This window comes from Streptomyces sp. NPDC051105 (genome assembly GCF_040682795.1).
Taxonomy (GTDB): Bacteria; Actinomycetota; Actinomycetes; order Streptomycetales; family Streptomycetaceae; genus Streptomyces.
The window spans coordinates 330,241-349,389 of record NZ_JBFBBR010000003.1 but is presented as its reverse complement, the minus strand read 5'-3'; the positions used below and the strand labels follow the sequence as shown (position 1 = coordinate 349,389).

At 72.4% G+C, this 19,149-nt stretch carries 13 protein-coding genes; 9 read left to right on the top strand and 4 right to left on the bottom strand.

Going from position 1 to position 19,149, the window contains the following annotated elements:
- The first annotated feature begins 30 nt into the window (after positions 1–30).
- From AB0N16_RS09005 to AB0N16_RS08980, 6 genes are all read left to right on the top strand, one after another.
- A complete protein-coding gene (locus tag AB0N16_RS09005) occupies positions 31–2,730 on the top strand; it encodes a protein kinase (protein WP_365794634.1) in 2,700 nt (899 codons plus the stop codon).
- Positions 2,731–2,908: 178 nt separating this feature from the next.
- Positions 2,909–4,633 (top strand): serine/threonine-protein kinase, encoded by a 1,725-nt coding sequence (locus AB0N16_RS09000; protein ID WP_365794632.1) that lies wholly within the window; start codon positions 2,909–2,911, stop codon positions 4,631–4,633.
- 88 nt (positions 4,634–4,721) lie between these two features.
- Positions 4,722–6,320: a serine/threonine-protein kinase gene (locus AB0N16_RS08995; protein WP_365794631.1), complete on the top strand. Its 1,599-nt coding sequence runs from the start codon at positions 4,722–4,724 to the stop codon at positions 6,318–6,320.
- Positions 6,321–6,428: 108 nt separating this feature from the next.
- Entirely contained in the window at positions 6,429–7,430 is a 1,002-nt protein-coding gene (locus AB0N16_RS08990; RefSeq protein ID WP_365794629.1) for a serine/threonine-protein kinase, read from the top strand.
- Positions 7,431–7,566: 136 nt separating this feature from the next.
- A complete protein-coding gene (locus AB0N16_RS08985) occupies positions 7,567–9,192 on the top strand; it encodes a succinic semialdehyde dehydrogenase (RefSeq protein ID WP_365794627.1) in 1,626 nt (541 codons plus the stop codon).
- A 108-nt stretch (positions 9,193–9,300) separates the two neighbouring features.
- A complete protein-coding gene (locus tag AB0N16_RS08980) occupies positions 9,301–11,076 on the top strand; it encodes a GMC family oxidoreductase (protein WP_365794626.1) in 1,776 nt (591 codons plus the stop codon).
- 106 nt (positions 11,077–11,182) lie between these two features.
- Here AB0N16_RS08980 and AB0N16_RS08975 read toward each other — a convergent pair whose 3' ends face one another.
- Positions 11,183–12,208: an LAETG motif-containing sortase-dependent surface protein gene (locus tag AB0N16_RS08975; RefSeq protein WP_365794624.1), complete on the bottom strand. Its 1,026-nt coding sequence runs from the start codon at positions 12,206–12,208 to the stop codon at positions 11,183–11,185.
- A gap of 206 nt (positions 12,209–12,414) precedes the next feature.
- On the opposite strand from AB0N16_RS08975, the gene AB0N16_RS08970 reads away from it, so the two are divergent.
- On the top strand, positions 12,415–13,560 hold the full coding sequence (locus AB0N16_RS08970) for a hypothetical protein (protein ID WP_365794622.1): 1,146 nt from the start codon (positions 12,415–12,417) through the stop codon (positions 13,558–13,560).
- Between the two features lie 708 nt (positions 13,561–14,268).
- On the opposite strand, the gene AB0N16_RS08965 is transcribed toward AB0N16_RS08970, so the two are convergent.
- Positions 14,269–14,577, bottom strand: coding sequence for a chorismate mutase (locus AB0N16_RS08965; protein WP_365794620.1), 309 nt, complete (start codon positions 14,575–14,577; stop codon positions 14,269–14,271).
- A gap of 300 nt (positions 14,578–14,877) precedes the next feature.
- Here AB0N16_RS08965 and guaA point away from each other — a divergent pair, with 300 nt between their 5' ends.
- On the top strand, positions 14,878–16,458 hold the full coding sequence (gene guaA / locus AB0N16_RS08960; protein ID WP_365794618.1) for a glutamine-hydrolyzing GMP synthase: 1,581 nt from the start codon (positions 14,878–14,880) through the stop codon (positions 16,456–16,458).
- 11 nt (positions 16,459–16,469) lie between these two features.
- On the opposite strand, the gene AB0N16_RS08955 is transcribed toward guaA, so the two are convergent.
- Positions 16,470–16,973 (bottom strand): pyridoxamine 5'-phosphate oxidase family protein, encoded by a 504-nt coding sequence (locus AB0N16_RS08955; protein ID WP_365794616.1) that lies wholly within the window; start codon positions 16,971–16,973, stop codon positions 16,470–16,472.
- A gap of 139 nt (positions 16,974–17,112) precedes the next feature.
- On the opposite strand from AB0N16_RS08955, the gene AB0N16_RS08950 reads away from it, so the two are divergent.
- Positions 17,113–17,907 carry a class II aldolase/adducin family protein gene (locus AB0N16_RS08950; RefSeq protein WP_365794614.1) on the top strand — a complete coding sequence of 265 codons (795 nt, stop codon included), beginning with the start codon at positions 17,113–17,115 and terminating at the stop codon, positions 17,905–17,907.
- Positions 17,908–18,143: 236 nt separating this feature from the next.
- Here AB0N16_RS08950 and AB0N16_RS08945 read toward each other — a convergent pair whose 3' ends face one another.
- Positions 18,144–19,031, bottom strand: coding sequence for a DUF4429 domain-containing protein (locus tag AB0N16_RS08945; protein WP_365794612.1), 888 nt, complete (start codon positions 19,029–19,031; stop codon positions 18,144–18,146).
- Between the last annotated feature and the right edge of the window lie 118 nt (positions 19,032–19,149).

Genomic DNA, 19,149 nt, shown 5'->3' with positions numbered 1-19,149 from the left:
TTTGACCACCGGGCGGCCGGGGGAGGCTACGTGGACGACTACGCGGGTCGGGTACTCGCCGACCGCTACCGCCTGCCCCTGCCCCCCTCCGACGAGTACGAACACACCGAGACCCGGGCCTTCGACACCTACAGCGGGCAGGAAGTGTACGTCCGGCAGGTGCCGTTGCCGGAGGTCGTCGAGGCGGAGGTGCTCGACGCCGAGGGGCTGCCCGACGGGTTCACGGCGCGTGACCGTGGCGCGCGTCGGCCACCGGCCGCCCGTACCGCGACCCGCCGGCCGAGCGATCCCGCGGTGCGCCGCGCCGTGGAGGCCGCGCAGGCCGCCGCCCGGATCCCCGACCATCCCCGGCTCGACCAGGTCTTCGACGTGTTCGCCGAGGGCGGTTCGCTGTGGATCGTCAGCGAGTTCGTGGCCGCGCGATCGCTGGCGACCCTGCTCACCGAGCGGCCGCTGACGCCGTACCGGGCGGCGGAGGTCGCCTCCGACGTGCTGATGGCGCTCCGGGTGCTGCACGCGCACGGCTGGGTGCACCGCAACATCACCGCCCGCACGGTCCTCGTCTGCGACGACGGCCGGGTGATGCTGACCGGCCTCGCGGTCGGGGCGGCCGAAGAAGCGCTGTGCGGGTACGACCCGGTGCCGGCGCCGGAGGGAGAGGGCGGCGCGGAGGCCGCCGGCCGGCCGCGGCTCGGGGAGGCGGAAGGTTCCGCCACATCCGGCGGTCCGGCCGGTCCCGGAGGCACGGGAGCCCTCTCTTTCGGGGGCATCGGGAGCGTGGGTGGTGCGTCGGGTGGTACGACCGGCGCGCGGCCGGCGCCCGGCGTGCCGGAAGCGGATCCCGAGGCCGCCCGGCGTGCCGCCATTCAGGCCCGGGCCGCCGGCGGGCTGCCGGGGGCCGGGCCGGACGAGGGTTCGGGTGGAGCCGGGACGGGCGCGGTGGAACGGCGGGCGCTGGAGACCGGTGCGGACGTCCGGGCCGCGAGGGCCGGGGCGATCGCCGCGTACCGGGCGGGGGCCAGGGCCGCCGCCCGGGTCCAGGAGGCCCAGCAGAACGGCCGGGCCGCGCTGCCCGGCGCCCGGCCGCCGGCCGACGCCGACACCGGCACGCCCACACCGCGGTCGCCGTACGGTCCGGGTCAGGCCAACGGTGCCGCACAGCCGCCGTACGCCAACGGGGCGGCCCCATCGCCGTATGGTCCGGGGCACGCCAACGGGGCGGCCCAGCAGCCGCCGTACGCCCAGGGGCAGGTGCAGGAGCCCGGCGGCAGTGGGCCGCCCGGGCAGATCGCCGACCCGTACGGGGTGAGCGGTGCGCCCTCCCCCTGGCACGGGGCCGTACCCCGCCCCGGCACGGCTCCCGCGGAGCGCACCGCACTGCCCGCCGTTGGTCCCGGCACCGACCTCCCACGACCGGTCGTGCCCGCGCAGAACCCCCGTTGGGGCGAGCCGGGTGCCGCCGCGACCGGGCGGCGCGGGCCCGCCACCGCGCTGGCCGCCGAGCGGGCGCGGCAGGTGCGGATGACCGTGGTCGGGCCGGTGACCGAGCGCTGGGCGCCGGAACAGGCCGGCCCCGTGCACGAGAACTGGCAGCTGGCGGCGCCCATCGGGCCGGCCACCGACCTGTGGGCGCTCGGCGCGCTGCTGTTCCGGGCCGTGCAGGGGCATGCGCCGTATCCGGAGGAGTCGACGGCCGAGCTGGTGCAGCTGGTGTGCTCGGAGCCGCCTGCCTTCGCGGAGGAGTGCGGGTCGCTCAGGCCGGTCGTGGAGTCGTTGCTGCGTCAGGACCCCACCGAGCGGCTGGACTTCGAGGAGCTGCGCGGCTGGCTGCGTTCGCTGGTGCGGTCCGCGCCCGAGCCGGACGCCGGCGCACATGTCGTCACCGCCCCGCCCGCCGCCGACCCGGCTCGGCTGCCGATCGTCCGCCGGCGCGGGCAACTGGTGCGCTGGCGCCGGGCCGGACTCCCGGCGACCAGTCCGCACGGCCGGCACAAACGGGCCCGGCAGGAGGCCAAGTCGCCGCGCAGACTGGGCCGTACGCTGCTCCTGCTGGTGCTGCTCCTGCTGGCCGCCGTGGTCGCGTACGCCATGGTCTTCCTGCCCAAGAAGGACAGCGCGGACAACGGCGGAGCGACCAACGGTGACCGCACGGGCGCGGCCGGCGAGGCCGGTCCCGCACCGAGCCCGAGCCCGACCCCCACGCCGACACCGACGCAGACGACGGCCCCGTCCACCGAGACGCAGACCACCGCCGGTTCGACGGGCGACGCCCCGGCCGCCGACGGCTTCACCCTGCGCGACGACCCGGACGGCTTCCAGGTCGCCGTCGCCAAGGGCTGGAGCCGTTCGCCGCGCAACGGCAGCGGCCAGGTGATCTACTCGCACGGGAAGTTCGAGCTGATCGTCGTGGCCGGCCGGGACAGCGCGGCGACCTACGGCAACGACCCGATGACGTATCAGCGGGACAACGAGCGGGAGTTGCAGCCGTACCGGGACTCCAGCTGGGCCACCGCGGGCGGGCTGCGGACCATCACGGTGGGCCAGAAGGTGTCCGCCGAGGGGCAGTTCACCTGGACCGACAGCCAGCAGGGCGACCTGTTCGTACGGAACATGGTCTTCCTGATCAACGGTCGGTACCACATCGTCCAGGTCCGCGGCCCGGAGTCGGAACGGGACGAGGTCACCCGGCTGTACGACCAGGCGTCTTCGACGTACAAGTACACGGGCTGAGGGACAACGCCCGTACCCATCGAATGGTTCCCGTTCCGAGGGGCGGATTCCGTTCACTTTCCGTGGCGAAAGCGAAAACCGTCACAGTGCTGTCTCCGTGGGACCCCACCGGTTCCATGACCGCGGGGTGGTCCTTAGTCTGACCCTGACAAGAGCATTGCGGGGCAACGTGAATCAGATGCAGGGCCTGCTCATCGCGGGCCGCTATCGGCTGGCCGACACCATCGGCAGCGGCGGCATGGGCCGGGTGTGGCGCGCCCACGACGAGGTGCTGCACCGGGCGGTCGCCATCAAGGAGTTGACGGCCGCGCTCTACGTCTCCGAGGGCGACCAGGCCATCCTGCTGGCCCGTACCCGGGCGGAGGCCCGGGCCGCGGCGCGCATCAACCACTCCGCCGTCGTCACCGTCCACGACGTCCTCGAGCACGACGGCCGTCCGTGGATCGTCATGGAGCTGGTCGAGGGCCACTCGCTGGCCGACGAGGTCAAGGAGCGCGGGCGCGTCGAGCCGCGGGAGGCCGCGCGGATCGGGCTGTGGGTGCTGCGCGCGCTGCGCGCCGCGCACAGCGCCGGGGTCCTGCACCGGGACGTCAAGCCGGGCAACGTCCTGATCGGCAGGGACGGCCGGGTCCTCCTCACCGACTTCGGCATCGCGCAGATCGAGGGCGACACCACGATCACCCGTACCGGGGAAGTCGTCGGATCCGTCGACTACCTCGCGCCGGAGCGCGTGCGCGGGCACGATCCCGGGCCGTCCTCCGACCTGTGGGCGCTGGGCGCGACGCTGTACACCGCGGTGGAGGGGCGTTCGCCGTTCCGCCGCACCTCGCCGCTGACCACCATGCAGGCCGTCGTCGAGGACGAGGCCGCCGAGCTGAGCAACGCGGGCCCGCTGGAGCCGGTCATCACCGCGCTGCTGCGCAAGGAACCCGCCCAGCGGCCCGGCCCCGAGGAGACCGAGCAGATGCTCGCCGAGGCGGCGGAGGGCCGGCGGCCGAGCGGGGCGCAGGCGTACGTACCGACGCGCTCGCAGCTCACCGAGGTGCAACGGCCGGACTCCGGGACTCCGTACGAAGGCCCGTACGACAGCTCACGGGACTCGGCGTCGTACGGCAGCCCGTACAGCGGCTCGCAGGGCGGTTCGTACGGCGGCTCGTATGAGGGGCGGAGTCCGTCGGGCGGCTCCACCAGGGACGCGGCGACGACCATCGGGCCGCCGTCCGCCTCCGGAGCCGTCCAGCCCCGGCGGCGCCGGCTGCGTACGCTCGCGCTCGTCGTCGCCATGGCCGCGCTGCTCGGCGGTGGCGCGGCGGTGGCCCTGCAGAAGTGGGACTTCGGGCAGCGGGACGGCGCCGGCAGCGTGGCCGCGCCGGCCACGTCCGGTTCCTCCTCCGCCGGCTCGACCTCGGCGCCGGACGGCGCGATCCCCACCGACTGGCGGTCCGTGGAGGACCCGTTGGGCTTCAAGCTCTCCCTGCCCAAGGGCTGGAAGCGGAGTGTCTACGGCATCGACGGCGACCTCAAGCAGATCGACTACACGCCCGACAACGGCCGCCACTTCCTCCGCATCGCCATCGACAGCTCGCCCGACTTCTCCGACGCCCTCGCGCACCAGCTGGATCTGGAGCAGCAGTTGCAGCGGCTGGTCGACTACAACCGCGTGACCATGAAGAAGAACCTGTACCGGGACCGGGACGGGTCGGTGTGGGAGTACACCTGGACCGCGCTGGCGAAGGACGGGGCGAACGCCGCCGGGCCGCGGCGCGCGATCGAGGAGACCTACTACTCGCGGGCGGGCGTCGAGTACGCGATCTACATGTCGTCGCCTGCGAAGGACTGGGCGACCGCGAGCAAACAGTTCAAGTGGGTGCTGCAGAGCTGGGACCCGGGCACGTCCGGGTGACACCGCGCGCTCCCGTGCGCCGCTCCGGGCGCGTTTCTTGGCCTGTCACCGTCCGGAACGCAGGCGTCCGGTGCGGCATCATGGGCCCATGGGGACCGACGGGGAAGCCGTCCGTCTGATCGCGGGGCGTTATCGCCTGGAAACGCGGCTCGGGCGGGGCGGGATGGGTGTCGTATGGCGCGCGACCGATCAGTTACTCGGCCGGCAGGTCGCCGTGAAGGAACTCACCGTCGACGACTCCCTCCCGGACGACGACGCCCGGCTGCGCCGCGACCGCACCCTGCGGGAGGCGCAGGCCGTCGCGCAGCTGCACCACCCGCACATCATCGTCGTGCACGACGTGGTGGAGGAGGGCGAACGGCCCTACATCGTCATGGAGTTGATCGACGGCGGCTCGCTCGCCGACCGGATCTCCCGGAGCGGGCCGGTGGACGTCGGGGAGGCCGCGCGGATCGGGATCGCCCTGCTGAGCGCGTTGCGGACGGCGCACACGGCCGGGGTGCTGCACCGGGACATCAAGCCGGCGAACGTGCTCGTCGAGGCGGGCACCGGGCGTGTCGTGCTCACCGACTTCGGGATCGCCCAGGTCGCGGGCGCCACCACGCTCACCGAGACCGGTTCCTTCGTGGGATCGCCCGAGTACACCGCGCCCGAGCGGATGTCCGGCTCCCGGTCCGGTCCCGCCTCCGACCTGTGGTCGCTGGGCGCGCTGCTGTGCGCGGCGCTCAGCGGCGAGTCGCCGTTCCGGCGCGACTCGCTCGGCGGGATCCTGCACGCCGTGGTCTCCGACGAGATCCGGCCACCCGCCCAGGCGGAGCCGCTGCTGCCGGTCGTACGAGGGCTGCTGGAGCGGGATCCCGAGCGGCGGCTGGGCGCGGCGGAGGCCGAGCGGATGCTGCGCGGCTTCCTGGAGACGGGAGCCGTGGCGGTCGCGAGTACGGCGGAGAGCGTCGCCGTCTCCGCGTACACGCCGACCCAGCGGGACCTGCCGCGGCCACCGGCCCCGGCACCGGCCGGGCCACCCCGGTACTCGCCCCGCGGGGTGCTGGTCGCCGCGCTGCTGGTCGCGGCGATGGCCGGGGCCGGGGTGTCGGCGGCCGCGCTGCTGTTCGACGGCGGCGGAGGCGGCGGCACCCCGGGCCCCGGGGGCACCACGACCGTCTCCACGTCGCACCCGGCGCCCACCACCCCGACTCCGGCCTCGCCGCCCCCTTCGCCCTCGCCCTCGGCCACCAACTCCCGCACCGCGCCGTCCGGTTACCGCCTCGTCCGGGACCCGGCCGGCTTCTCCCTCGCCGTCCCGGAGGGCTTCACCCGCGACCCGCAGGGCCAGCGCGTCTTCTACCTGTCGCCGGGGCAGACCTTCCGGCTCGGCATCAAGGTCTCCGAGCCGCAGACCGGCGGACCGGGGACGGCGATGAGGCGGGCGGCGGCCGACGGGCCGAGCACGAACCCCGGTTACCACGACGGCCGGGTCACCGACACCACCCACTCCGGGCACCCCGCCGCCTTCTGGGAGTTCACCTGGAAGGGCTTCAGCGCGACGGAGGGCCCCCGGCACACCTACGACCTCTGCTGGGAGCAGGACGGCCGGATGTACGACGTGTGGGTGTCCGCGCCGGTCGGGAAGGTGCGGGAGGCCCGGGAGTACTTCGATGTCGCGGTGGACACGTTCGCGGGGGAGTGAGGAGCCCGGAAGGGGTAACTCGGCCGGGATGACGCCGACATCCGCCGGCCGTGGGCCTCTGACCGCGCCGCTTCGACAAGGGCATGGTGCGCAAGGTACTCATGTGCCATGAGTGAAGACGGCGAACGGCCGGTCGAGGAACGTCTGATCGGTGGGCGCTACCGGCTCGCCGAGCGCATCGGCTCCGGGCCGTCCGGCACCGTGTGGCGCGCCCGGGACGAGCAGGACGGGCGGCAGGTCGCCGTCAAGGAGCCGCGTCTGACCGGCGAGCCGGACGACGAGGAGCGGCAGCGCGCCGCACACCGCCTGCTGCACGAGGCCCGCGCCGCCGCCCGCGTCGACCATCCGGCCGCCGTCGCCATTCACGACGTACTCCTTGAAGGCGAACTGCCCTGGGTCGTCATGGAGTTGGTGGTGGGTGAGTCCCTCCAGGAGGCCCTCGCCGCGCACGGCCCGCTGGCACCCGCCGAAGCGGCCCGGATCGGGCTCGCCGTGCTCGGTGCCCTGCATGCCGCCCACTGTGTCGGCATCGTGCACCGTGACCTCAAGCCGTCCAACGTTCTCCTGGAGGCCGGGGGCGAGCGGGTCGTGCTGACCGACTTCGGTATCGGCGCGGGGCAGCAGGGGCACACCGGTTCCGGCGACGGCGGCGGTGAGGGCGGCGGCGGCGACGGCGACGGCGACGGCGGCGACGGCGGCGGCGGCGACGGCGGCGACGGTGAGGGCGTGGGCGGCGGTGACGGCTCCGGCGGTTTCGGTGGCTTCGTCGCTCCCGAGTGTGCCGCGGGGCGCGGCGCCGGTCCCGCCTCCGACCTGTGGTCCCTGGGCGCGCTGCTGCGGGCGGCCACCGGGCCGGACGCCGGTCCCCTCGGCCCACTCCTGGAGAGACTCCTTGCCCTCGACCCGGAGGCCCGGCCGACCGCCCCGGAGGCCGCCGAGGTCCTCGCCGAGGTCGCGGGGGAGGCCCTGCCGAAGTGGGTCACGGAGCCCACCGCGCCGGCACAGTCGCCGCCCCCGGCCGCACCGCCCCCGGCGGCCCCCGAGCCCCGCCGCCTCACCCCTTTCGCCGCGCTCGGCCTCCTGCTCGCCAAAAAGCCGGAACGCGGCTGACCGGCGCTGATCGTCCCCGTCCGGCCTCCTGATCAGCACATTCCCCGCCAGTGAACACTGGCGCGATGTGTGCACTCGGTGAATCCGGGTTACCCACGGGTACCCAAAGGCCCCGCTCCCGAATACCCTGCGGCTCATGACGGACTCGCAGGCCCCGGCCCCCGCACCGGCCACCACCGGCACGAACCCGCTCGCCCCCGCCCCCGCAGGGGCCCGAACCGCCGCCGACGTGGTCACGCCCGAGCTGGTCGCCCAGCTCACCAAGGGCGTCGCCGGCTCCGGACGCACGGCCAACCACACGCCCTTCACCGGCGAGAAGCTGGCCGACCTGCCGGAGTCCACCCCCGAGGACGTGGCCAAGGCCTTCGACGCGGCCCGCGCCGCACAGGCCGTGTGGGCGAAGGTGCCGGTACGGCAGCGCGCGGCCGTCCTGCTCCGCTTCCACGACCTGGTCCTGGCCCGGCAGGCGGAGGTCCTCGACCTCATCCAGCTGGAGACCGGCAAGGCCCGGCTGCACGCGCACGAGGAGGTGCAGGCCGTCGCCGTCGCGGCCCGCCACTACGGCCGCAAGGCCCCCTCCTACCTGAGGCCGAAGAGGCACGCCGGCGCCATGCCCACCCTCACCAAGGTCACCGAACTGCGCCACCCGCGGGGCGTGGTGGGCCAGATCGCCCCCTGGAACTACCCCCTCGAACTCTCCGTCGGCGACGCGCTCCCCGCCTTCGTCGCGGGCAACGCGGTCGTCATGAAGCCGGACACCGAGACCTGCCTGACCGCCCTGTGGGCCCGCGACATCCTCATCGAGGCCGGGTTGCCCGCCGACGTCTTCCAGGTCGTCCTCGGCGAGGGCCCGGTCGTCGGTCCCGAGGTCGTCAGGCACGCCGACTACGTCTCCTTCACCGGCTCCACCCGCACCGGCCGCGAGGTCGCCCAGGGCGCCGCCGCCCGGCTCGTCGGCGTCTCCCTCGAACTCGGCGGCAAGAACGCCATGCTGGTCCTCGCGGACGCCGACATCGAGAAGGCGGCCGCCGGCGCGGTCCGTGCCTGCTTCTCCTCGGCCGGCCAGCTCTGCATCTCCATCGAGCGGCTGTACGTCCACGAGTCGATAGCCGACGCCTTCGTCGAGCGCTTCGCCGCCCGCACCAAGGCCATGCGCCTGGGCCGGTCCCTCGCGTACGGCGCGGACATGGGATCCCTGGTCGGGGAGCGCCAGCTGGAGACGGTCACGCGGCATGTGGCGGAGGCCGTGGAGAAGGGCGCGACGGTCGTCGCCGGCGGCACCGCCCGCCCCGACATCGGCCCCTACTTCTACGAGCCGACCATCCTCGACGGCGTCGAGGACGCGATGGCCGTCTGCACGGAGGAGACCTTCGGCCCGGTCGTCTCCCTCTACCGCTTCAAGACGGAGGAGGAGGCCATCGAGCACGCCAACGCGACCCCGTACGGCCTGAACTCCTCGGTCTGGACGAAGAACGGCGGCCACGGCCGCGAGGTCGCCGCCCGCCTGCGGACCGGCACGGTCAACGTCAACGAGGGCTACGCCCCCGCCTACGGCAGCGTCCAGTCCCCGATGGGCGGCATGAAGGACTCGGGCCTCGGGCGCCGGCACGGCTCGGAGGGCATCCTCAAGTACACCGAGGCGCAGACCGTGGCGCAGCAGCGGCTTCTTCCCATGGCCCCCTCACTGGGCATGGACGACGAGAAGTACGCCCAGTTCATGACCACCAGCCTCCGGGTGATGAAGGCACTGAGGCTGCGATAGCCGACCCGTCTCCTTCGGGGGCGCGGGGCTGTATGTGATGTGCGGCTCCGCCGCGTGGGCGCGAGCAACCACGATCCACCCGCACGCGAAACTCAACGAGGAGCACCCGTGCCCCAGGACACCTACGACTACGACGTCATCGTCGTCGGCTCCGGCTTCGGCGGCTCCGTAACCGCCCTGCGCCTCACAGAAAAGGGCTACAAAGTCGGCGTCCTGGAAGCCGGCCGACGCTTCACCCGCGCCACCCTCCCCAAGAACTCCTGGGACCTCAAGAACTACCTCTGGGCCCCCGCACTCGGCTGCTACGGCATCCAGCGCATCCATCTCCTCGGCAACGTCATGGTGCTGGCCGGCGCAGGCGTCGGCGGCGGCTCGCTCAACTACGCCAACACCCTCTACGTCCCCCCGAAGGCCTTCTTCGACGACCCCCAGTGGCGTGACATCACGGACTGGCAGGACGAGCTGACGCCGTACTATGACCAGGCGCAGCGCATGCTCGGCGTACGACTCAACCCGACGATGACCCCCTCCGACGTCCACCTGAAGGCGACGGCGGAGAAGCTCGGCGTCGGCGACACCTTCCATCTCGCGCCCGTCGGCGTCTTCTTCGGCGACGGCAGGGACGCCGACGGCGAGGCGAAGGCCGCGCCCGGCGACCAGGTCGCCGACCCCTACTTCGGCGGCGCCGGCCCCGCCCGCAACGCCTGCACCGAGTGCGGCGAGTGCATGACCGGTTGCCGGCACGGTGCGAAGAACACCCTGAACGAGAACTACCTGCACCTCGCCGAACAGGCGGGCGCGGTCGTGCACGCCATGACCACCGTGGTCTCCGTCACCGACGACTCCCAGGGCGGCTACGCGGTCGCCACCCTCCCCACCGACGACAAGAAGGCGAAGGGCCGGATCTTCAAGGCCCGTCGCGTCGTCATCGCCGCCGGCACCTACGGCACCCAGACCCTCCTGCACCGCATGAAGGCCGGCGGCCAACTGCCGTACCTCTCCGACCGGCTGGGCGACCTCACCCGTACCAACTCCGAGGCCCTGGTCGGTGCCCAGACCGACGACCGCCGCTACCGCAGGGCCCACGGCTCCCCGAAGGCCGACTTCACCAGGGGCGTCGCGATCACCTCGTCCATCCACCCGGACGAGAACACGCACATCGAGCCGGTCCGCTACGGCAAGGGCTCCAACGCGATGGGCGGCCTGTCCATCCTCCAGGTGCCGTACGCGGAGGGCTCCTCCCGCGTCCTCGGCTGGCTGGCGAACGCGGCCCGCCACCCCCTCCTCGTGCTGCGCTCGCTCTCCAGCCGGCGCTGGTCGGAGCGGACCATCATCGGCCTGGTGATGCAGTCGCTGGACAACTCGCTGACGACGTACCTGAAACCGGACGGCGTCGGCAAGGGCCTGCTCACCGCCCGCCAGGGCCACGGCGCCCCCAACCCCAAGCAGATCAAGGCCGCCTCGGAGGCCGCCACCGTGCTCGCCGCCGAGATCAACGGCTTCGCCGGCAGCAACGTCGGCGAGCTGATGGGCACCCCGCTCACCGCGCACTTCCTCGGCGGCTGCCCGATCGGCGACTCCCGCGAGACCGGGGTCATCGACCCGTACCACCGGCTCTACGGCCACCCGGGCATCTCGGTCGTGGACGGCGCCGCCGTCTCCGCGAACCTGGGCGTGAACCCGTCCCTCACCATCACCGCGCAGGCCGAGCGCGCGATGTCGTGCTGGCCCAACAAGGGTGAGGCGGACCCGCGGCCACGGCAGGGCGAGGCGTACGAGCGCCTGCGGCCGGTCGAGCCGCACCGCCCCGCGGTCCCGGCCGAGGCGTTCGGCGCGCTGCGGCTGCCCTTCCTCGGCATGCCGGCCGTGCCCCCGAAAAAGTAGCCGGACGCCGAAGAGGGACCTGCGCCCCCCTCCGAGCCCAGGTCCCTCTTCGTCCGGTGTGCGCGGCCGCCGTACGACGACGGTCCGCGCGACCTCGTTCACATGGCTATGCGGCCGCCCCGGCCTTCCGGCGCCGCACCACGAACACCGCGCCGGCACCCGCCACGACGGCGACCCCGCCGACGAGGCCGATGACCGGGAGCGCCGAGCTGGAGCCGGTCTCGGCGAGGTTGCCGGTCGGCAGGTCGGAGACGTTGCCCTGCGGCTTCTTCACGGAGTCCTTGCCGCCGTCGTCGCTCGGCGTGGCCGTGCCCGGGTCCGGGTTGGACGAGCCGGCCTTGAGGACCGTGAAGTCGTACTGGGCCCAGCCCTCGGCGATGCAGTCCTGGCCGTCGACCTTGTCGAGGTAGGCGCCGGAGCCGAAGGAGTAGGCGTCACCGGCGGGCGCCTTGGCGTCGATGGAGACGCGCAGGTCGACCGACTTGCTCGCGCCGGACTTGAGCTTCTCGACGTAGAAGAAGTAGTCGCCGGCCCAGTCGTCGCTGCCGATCCGGTCCCAGGAGCCGCTGTCGGGGTTCTTGAACTCGAGGTCGACGTACGGGCTGAGGTACTTCGACTCGGTGAGCTCGTAGTTCTCGATCTCGGCGTAGAAGGCGACACCCTCGATGTCGGTCTTGGACTCGTTGGTGACGACCAGCTTGAAGCCGTGGAAGCCGTCACCCGCGACGATCTTGCCGGGCAGGCCCTTGATGTCGGCGGACACCTTGGCGTCGCTGAAGTCCTCGTCGAGGTCCTCGCAGTACGGGACGTCCGGGTCGGACGGGTCCTCGCTGGGCTCCGCCGACTCGGACGGCTCGGCCGAGGCGGACGCGCTGGCGCTCGCGCTGTCGCTGGGCGACGCGGACGCGGACGCCGACGCGGACTCGGACGCGGACGCCGAGGCGCTGTCGCTCGGCGGGACGGAGTCCGACGGGGAGGCGGAGGGGGAGTCGCTCGGTATCTCGCTCGGCGCGGACTCGGACGCGGGCGTGGAGGGCTCGTCGTCCGCGAAGGCGGCCGGTGCGGACAGCAGGGCGACCGGCGCGATGACAGCCGTGGCGGCTGCTGCGGCCATGGCGCGGCGAAGCTTCATGAGGACCCCCGTGACTAAGGTGCGGCAGACGGATGTAACCGCTGGTTCCGGTGAAGTGACCCGCGAATCCTGTGAATGGTTGCCTCCGCCTTCACGGGATTCTTATGTGACGGTCGTCACTTCAGGGCGTCCACGGGGGTGGGCATGTCCACGGCGGGTCGCATGGTTATTCTCGCCCCCGTCGAACGGCCGAACGAGAGAGTGTCATGTCTGACAGACGGTCCGAGCAGTCGTCGGGGGACGAACCGTCGTCGTCCTCCTCCATACCCGATGAGGTGTGGGAGCAGTTCATCCGCGACACCGAGCGCGACATCCGCAAGTCCGCTCCGAAGGAGCCCTCCGCCCGCGCCCGTGAGGTGACCGAGCGGCTCAAGGGCCGCCAGGAGCCCGAGGGCTGGCGGACCGGGCCGGCCTGGCGGGAGATGGAGGGGCGGGCCGCCCGGCGCCGTAAGATCTGGGCGGTCGTGGGCCTGCCGGTGGCGATCGCCGTGGCCGTCGTGGCCATGCGGCCCTCGCTGATCCCCGGCGACCCCTTCGGCTCGTCCTCCGGTACCGACACCGCCACCTCGCCGCTCCCCGCCGAGACCGCAGCCCCGACCGCGCCGCCGTCCGCGGTCGCCGCCGACACCCCCACCCTCGCCCACCCGTTCGCCGGTTCCCCTGCGCTGCGCTGGGCCGACGGCGCGGACGGCATCGTTCTGCCGAAGGCCACCGCACTCGGCTCGATCCCCAGGGACCGCGTCGAACTGGCCCTCCAGCAGACCAAGAAGCTGCTGGTCGACGCCAACCTCGACCCCGAGGTCGTGGCGGGCGCGCATCCCGATGCCGCCCTCGCCGTGCTCGACCCCAAGCAGCCCCGCCTGCTCGACGACCTCAACACCGCACTGCGCACACCGAGCAAGGCCCACGACCCGCTGTCACTCTTCAGCCGCTTCGACCCCGAGGACGTGCACCTGACCGGCCAGGTCGTCAAGACGCGCGGCCGGATCACCTTCGCCAAGGGCAAGTTCCAGGGCGTGGCCGTGCACGCCGACTTCACCTTCGTCTACCCGGTCGTCCGTGCCGACGGCTCCACCGAGGTCGCCCGCACCATCGTGCGCCGGGTGATCGACACCGAGCTCTCCGACCCCGCGCACTACCAGGTCACCCCCGGCCGCCTGTCCCTGCTGAGCTACGTCCAGGACGCCGGCAACTCGGCCTGCGACATCTACGACGGTTATCTGCACCCGCAGTTCCCGTCCCAGGCGCCGACGGGCAGCGCCGCCCCGACCGGCCCGTCGGTCGACCCGTACGACCGCAGCCGGAAACTCGGGACCGAGCCGGAGGGGTGCGGCACGGTGAGCCGTACCTAGCCGTACACCTGCCTGTGGGTGCCTGTGGGTGCCTGTGGGTGCCTGTGGGTGCCTGTGGGTGCCTGCCGGTGCCCGCGGGCAGGCGAAGGGCCCCGCGGGACGGAGCCGCGGGGCCCTTCTTCCGTCAGCACCGACGTCAGGGCAGCGCCGGTGCCGGGGAGCGGCGCCGGGGGGTTGCGCCGCTGGTCTCTGTGCCCTGTGCCACCGTCCGTGCCCCGGGTCGGCGCCCCAGCGCACTCGGGGCGTACGGCGGGTCTCGACCTTTGACGGACGGTCGGCACACGGCAATACCGTTGCCTGAACTGGGACTTGGAAGCTGTGAAGGCCTTGGGGCCTTCTAGGCATCGTGCTGGATGCACGCGGCCTCCGCAACCGTTTGACCCAGCCCTTGTGCATTTTTGCAATTTTCCGCCGGTCGGCCCCGGGCGTCCCCGGAGCCGGCCGTCTCTGGTGTGACCGGGCTGCTGTCCCCTGCCGTCCGGTCACGTGACTGGAACGAGGTCCCACGGCGCACGGCATGATCCGTACGCCTCATCGCTCCAGTGAGCCACGCGTGGTTCTTTCGGGCCCGCCCCTGGCTGGCACGGACACCCCACCAACGAAGCGGTTCCCGTGCCGGTCACGCGCCGTACGGGTGAGAAGGCCCCGAACTCAGATCCGCCCGACTCGGATGCGACCGCGCGGATGCGACCGCGCGGATGCGACCACTCAGATGCGCCCGCGGCACAGTTCGAGGAGTGTCATGGCGAGGGAGGTGCCCGGCCTGCCGAGCGCCTCGCTGTAGTGGCCGAGGACCTCCATCTCGCGGGACAGGTTCACCCGGCGGCCGCCGGAGGTGATCCGGGCCTCCTGGATGACGGCGGAGACCGCCATCCGTTCCTGGATCAGGCCGATGATCCGGTCGTCGAGCGCGTCGATGCGCTCCCGCGCACCGGTGATCACGTCGGCGGCCTCGGCGGTACGGGCACCGGTCTTCTCGGCGGGGCTGACGTGCTGCTCGGTGGGGCTGGCGGTCATGTCGGGTGCTCCTCGTTCTCGTCGTTCTCGTCGTTCTCGGGAGACCCCCCGGGCCGACACGATCCGGAGAAACACCAGGCGCCCCGGACCTTGTCGGCCCGGGGCGCCTGGGGAAGTCGCTTGTCAGTTGCTCAAGCGTGACGACCATGGCAGCCGGCGGGCCGGTTGCCATAGGTAAAGAGGAAGGTCGTCTGCGTGAGCATGGCGGCGAGTATGTCACATCACCTCGTGGGGGTGTCCCGCGCCCGCCCGTTAGAATTGGTAACCACAGACCCCCGCCCCACCGCCGGAAGGCACCCCGTGTCATCAGCGACTCCCGCTGCCGCCACCCCCGACACCGTCCTGGTCGTCGACTTCGGCGCGCAGTACGCCCAGCTCATCGCCCGTCGCGTCCGCGAGGCCCGGGTCTACAGCGAGATCGTGCCGAGCACCATGCCGGTCGCCGAGATGCTCGCCAAGAACCCGGCGGCGATCATCCTCTCCGGCGGCCCCTCGTCCGTGTACGAGGAGGGCGCCCCCCGCCTGGACCGCGCGCTCTTCGAGGCCGGCGTCCCCGTCTTCGGCATGTGCTACGGCTTCCAGCTGATGGCCCAGTCCCTCGGCGGCACGGTGGACAACACCGGAGCCCGCGAGTACGGCCGTACCGACCTGCACGTCTCCAGGCCGGCCTCCACCCTCTTCGAGGGCACCCCGGACGAGCAGCACGTGTGGATGTCGCACGGCGACGCCTGCTCGGCCGCCCCCGAGGGCTTCGCCGTGACCGCGTCCACGGACGTCGTCCCGGTCGCCGCCTTCGAGAACGACGAGAAGAAGCTCTACGGAGTCCAGTACCACCCCGAGGTCATGCACTCCACGCACGGCCAGCAGGTCCTGGAGCACTTCCTGTACCGCGGCGCCGGGCTCACGCCCTCCTGGACCACCGGCAACGTCATCGAGGAGCAGGTCACCGCGATCCGCGAGCTGGTCGGCGACAAGCGCGCCATCTGCGGTCTGTCCGGCGGCGTCGACTCCGCGGTGGCCGCCGCCCTCGTCCAGAAGGCCATCGGCGCCCAGCTGACCTGCGTCTACGTCGACCACGGCCTGATGCGCAAGGGCGAGACCGAGCAGGTCGAGAAGGACTTCGTGGCCGCGACCGGCGTCCAGCTCAAGGTCGTGGACGCGGAGGACCGGTTCCTGAAGGCCCTCGCCGGTGTCTCCGACCCGGAGCAGAAGCGGAAGATCATCGGCCGCGAGTTCATCCGGGTCTTCGAGCAGGCCCAGGCCGAGATCATCGCGGACGAGGGCCCCGAGGTCGCGTTCCTGGTGCAGGGCACGCTCTACCCGGACGTCGTCGAGTCCGGCGGCGGCACCGGCACCGCGAACATCAAGTCCCACCACAACGTCGGCGGCCTCCCCGAGGACCTGGAGTTCAAGCTCGTCGAGCCGCTCCGCAAGCTGTTCAAGGACGAGGTCCGGATGGTCGGCCAGGAGCTCGGCCTGCCGGAGGAGATCGTCCAGCGCCAGCCGTTCCCCGGCCCCGGTCTCGGGATCCGGATCGTCGGCGAGGTGACCAAGGACCGCCTCGACCTGCTCCGCGAGGCCGACGCCATCGCCCGCGAGGAGCTGACCGCGGCCGGCCTCGACCGCGACATCTGGCAGTGCCCGGTGGTCCTGCTCGCGGACGTCCGCTCGGTCGGCGTCCAGGGCGACGGCCGCACCTACGGTCACCCGATCGTGCTGCGCCCGGTCTCCTCCGAGGACGCCATGACGGCCGACTGGTCGCGCCTGCCGTACGACGTCCTCGCGAAGATCTCCACCCGGATCACCAACGAGGTCAGGGACGTCAACCGGGTCGTCCTCGACGTCACCTCGAAGCCGCCGGGCACCATCGAGTGGGAGTAGGCGGGTAGGCCCTACCTGCGCCTGACGGTGCGCAGGGGCTCACCGGGCCGCCAGATCTCGACGACCAGGTAGGTGTCGTCCTCGACGCGGGTCCGTACGACCTCCGTCAGCTCGGTACGGAAGAGGTGGAACGGCTCCGGCGGTTCCACCTCTTGCGTGTACGCCCCCTTCACCGCCGCATCCACGACCTCGTACGCCCGTCCGGCGATCCGTACGTCCCCGCCGCCCATGTCGGTGCCGGTCCCCGGATTGGCCTGAAGCGCGAACCGCGGGTCGCGCAGCAGGTCGAGCGCCTTCACCGAGTCCGGCATCATGCCGAACCAGACCTCGCCGGCCAGGAAGCGGACCTCCAGGCCCGAGGTGCGGGGGGAGCCGTCCTTGCGGAGGGTGGCCAGGACGTGGTGGCGGTGGGCGGCGAAGCGTTCCTCGACGGTGCGCGCGAGGTCGGGCGCGGCGGCGACGAAGGCCGCCCAGTCGGTGCCGGCTGTTCCGCTCGCGGCGGCTGTACGTGTCATACGAGCCAGTGTGGTGCCGATACCCGACATCTTCTGTCGTGATTTGCTCGCGCGCGTCATCTTTACAGAACAGCTCTGTTTTCCTGCGCTGACCGACGGTAACTTCCGCCCGTAACACAAACCCAGTGCTGGAGGACCTATGCACGGGCCGACTCCGCCCCTGCCGCTGCCCACCGATCAGCTCCGGTTCGCGATGCCGCCGATGCACGATTCGCTCGACGAAGAGCGCCGGCATCGCAAGGAACGGCTCGCGGGCGCGCTGCGGATCTTCGGCCGGGCCGGGCTCGAGGACGGGGTGTCCGGGCACATCACCGCCCGCGACCCCGAGTACTCGAACTGTTTCTGGGTCAACCCGTTCGGCATGCCGTTCAAGCACGTCACCGTCAGCGACCTCGTCCTGGCCAACCAGGACGGCCAGGTGATCGAGGGCCGCTACCACGTCAACCAGGCCGCCTTCACCGTCCATGCCCAGGTGCACGCGGCCCGCCCGGACGTCGTCGCCGTCGCCCACTGCCACTCCGTGCACGGCCGCGCCCTGTCCGCCCTTGGTGACCTGCTCGACCCGATCAGCCAGGAGAGCTGCGCCTTCTACGAGGACCACGCCCTCTACGACGCCTACACCGGGGTCGCCGTGGACGCCGAGGAGGGCCGCCGGATCGCCGGCGCCCTCGGCTCCCGCAAGGCACTGGTGCTGCGCAACCACGGGCTGCTGACGGTCGGCGACTCGGTGGACGCGGCCGCCTGGTGGTTCCTGTCGATGGAGAAGTCCGCGCAGGTCCAGCTGACCGCCAAAGCCGCCGGCCGCCCGCTGCTCATCGACCACAAACTCGCCGTCGCCACCCGCGAACAGCTCGGCGGCGACCTGGTGGCCTGGATCAACTACCAGCCCCTGTGGCAGGACATCAGCCGCTCTGAACCGGACCTGCTGAGCTAGCGGCCTGTCTGACCATTCCCGTCTGCCTCGCGACGCCATGCACCCCCCCACTTCCTTAAGGGCGTGGGAGGTACCCCCACCCGCCGCACCGGGCGCAGACCCAAGTACGTCCAGTACGAGGGCCTGGGCCCGGCGCTCCCCCAGCCTCCGGCCGGGGGACCCCCAGAGCACGCACCTGACGCCGCGAGGCCGCCCTCCGGGCGACGACGGGAATGGTCAGACAGGCCCTGGCGGTCTCAGAAGCTCCTGAGCACGGCCGCCTTCGTGAGCGCGAACTCCTCGTCCGTGAGGACCCCGTCCCGGTGCAGCTCGCCCAACTCCCGCAGCCTGCGCAGCAGTATGTCGTGATGGTCGGCCGAATGGCGCGGCACGGCCGCCGGGGGCCGGTCCCGGTCGGCGTACTCCGCGCCCGCACGGGTCGAGGGATGCGGCAGCCGGGCCGTGACCGCCGCCGCGACCAGCGCCGTCAGCAGATCGCGGCGGACACTGCCCCACAGGTCCAGGGCGTAGGGGTCGCGTTCCGCCGGCAGCTTCGAGAACACTGTCTCCCGGGTGACGAACCGCAGAAAGCCGTCCTCGTAGCCGGAGTTGGGCAGCCACTCCACCTGCACCAGGTCGCCGATGCCGATGATGCGCGGCCCGGTCGCCCGCTTGACCCGGTCGGAGGTGTCGGCCCAGTCGATCCGCACCTGCGTGCCGTCGAACGACACCGTGCCGTCCGAGGAGCGCACCGACACCGGCACCGGCGGCCCCGGCAGCAGATACGCCTTCGCCGGCTCCGTGGGGACCTGGTCCAGCAGCAGCGACTGCCGGATCTCCGCCACGACGTACTCCGCCACCCCGGAGCGGTCCCCGTCCACCGTGAGCAGATACGGATCCGCTCCTTCCGGCAGTCGCCCGCCCGTCGCCTGCAGCAGTGGATCCGCGCCCTCGCGCAGCCGCATCCGCAGCCGCCCGCGCTTGCGCTCCGGCTCGTACACCACCCCCGACACCGCCTCCAGCGGTACGGCGATCTCCCCGTACGTCTGCCGGAACAGCGGCACGGAGCGATGGCGTCCCGGCGTGATCCGGACCGTGCTGCCGTCGAAGGCCCAGGTCCCGTCCCGCTGGATGATCTCGGCCATGGGGGAATTCTCGCAGCCGGGTCAACCGGTCGGCCGTACCTTCACCCGTCGTGACCAACCTACTGAACGCGAACAGCGTGGCGTAGGGCACAATTCGCTCTCGACACAAGGGAGTTGC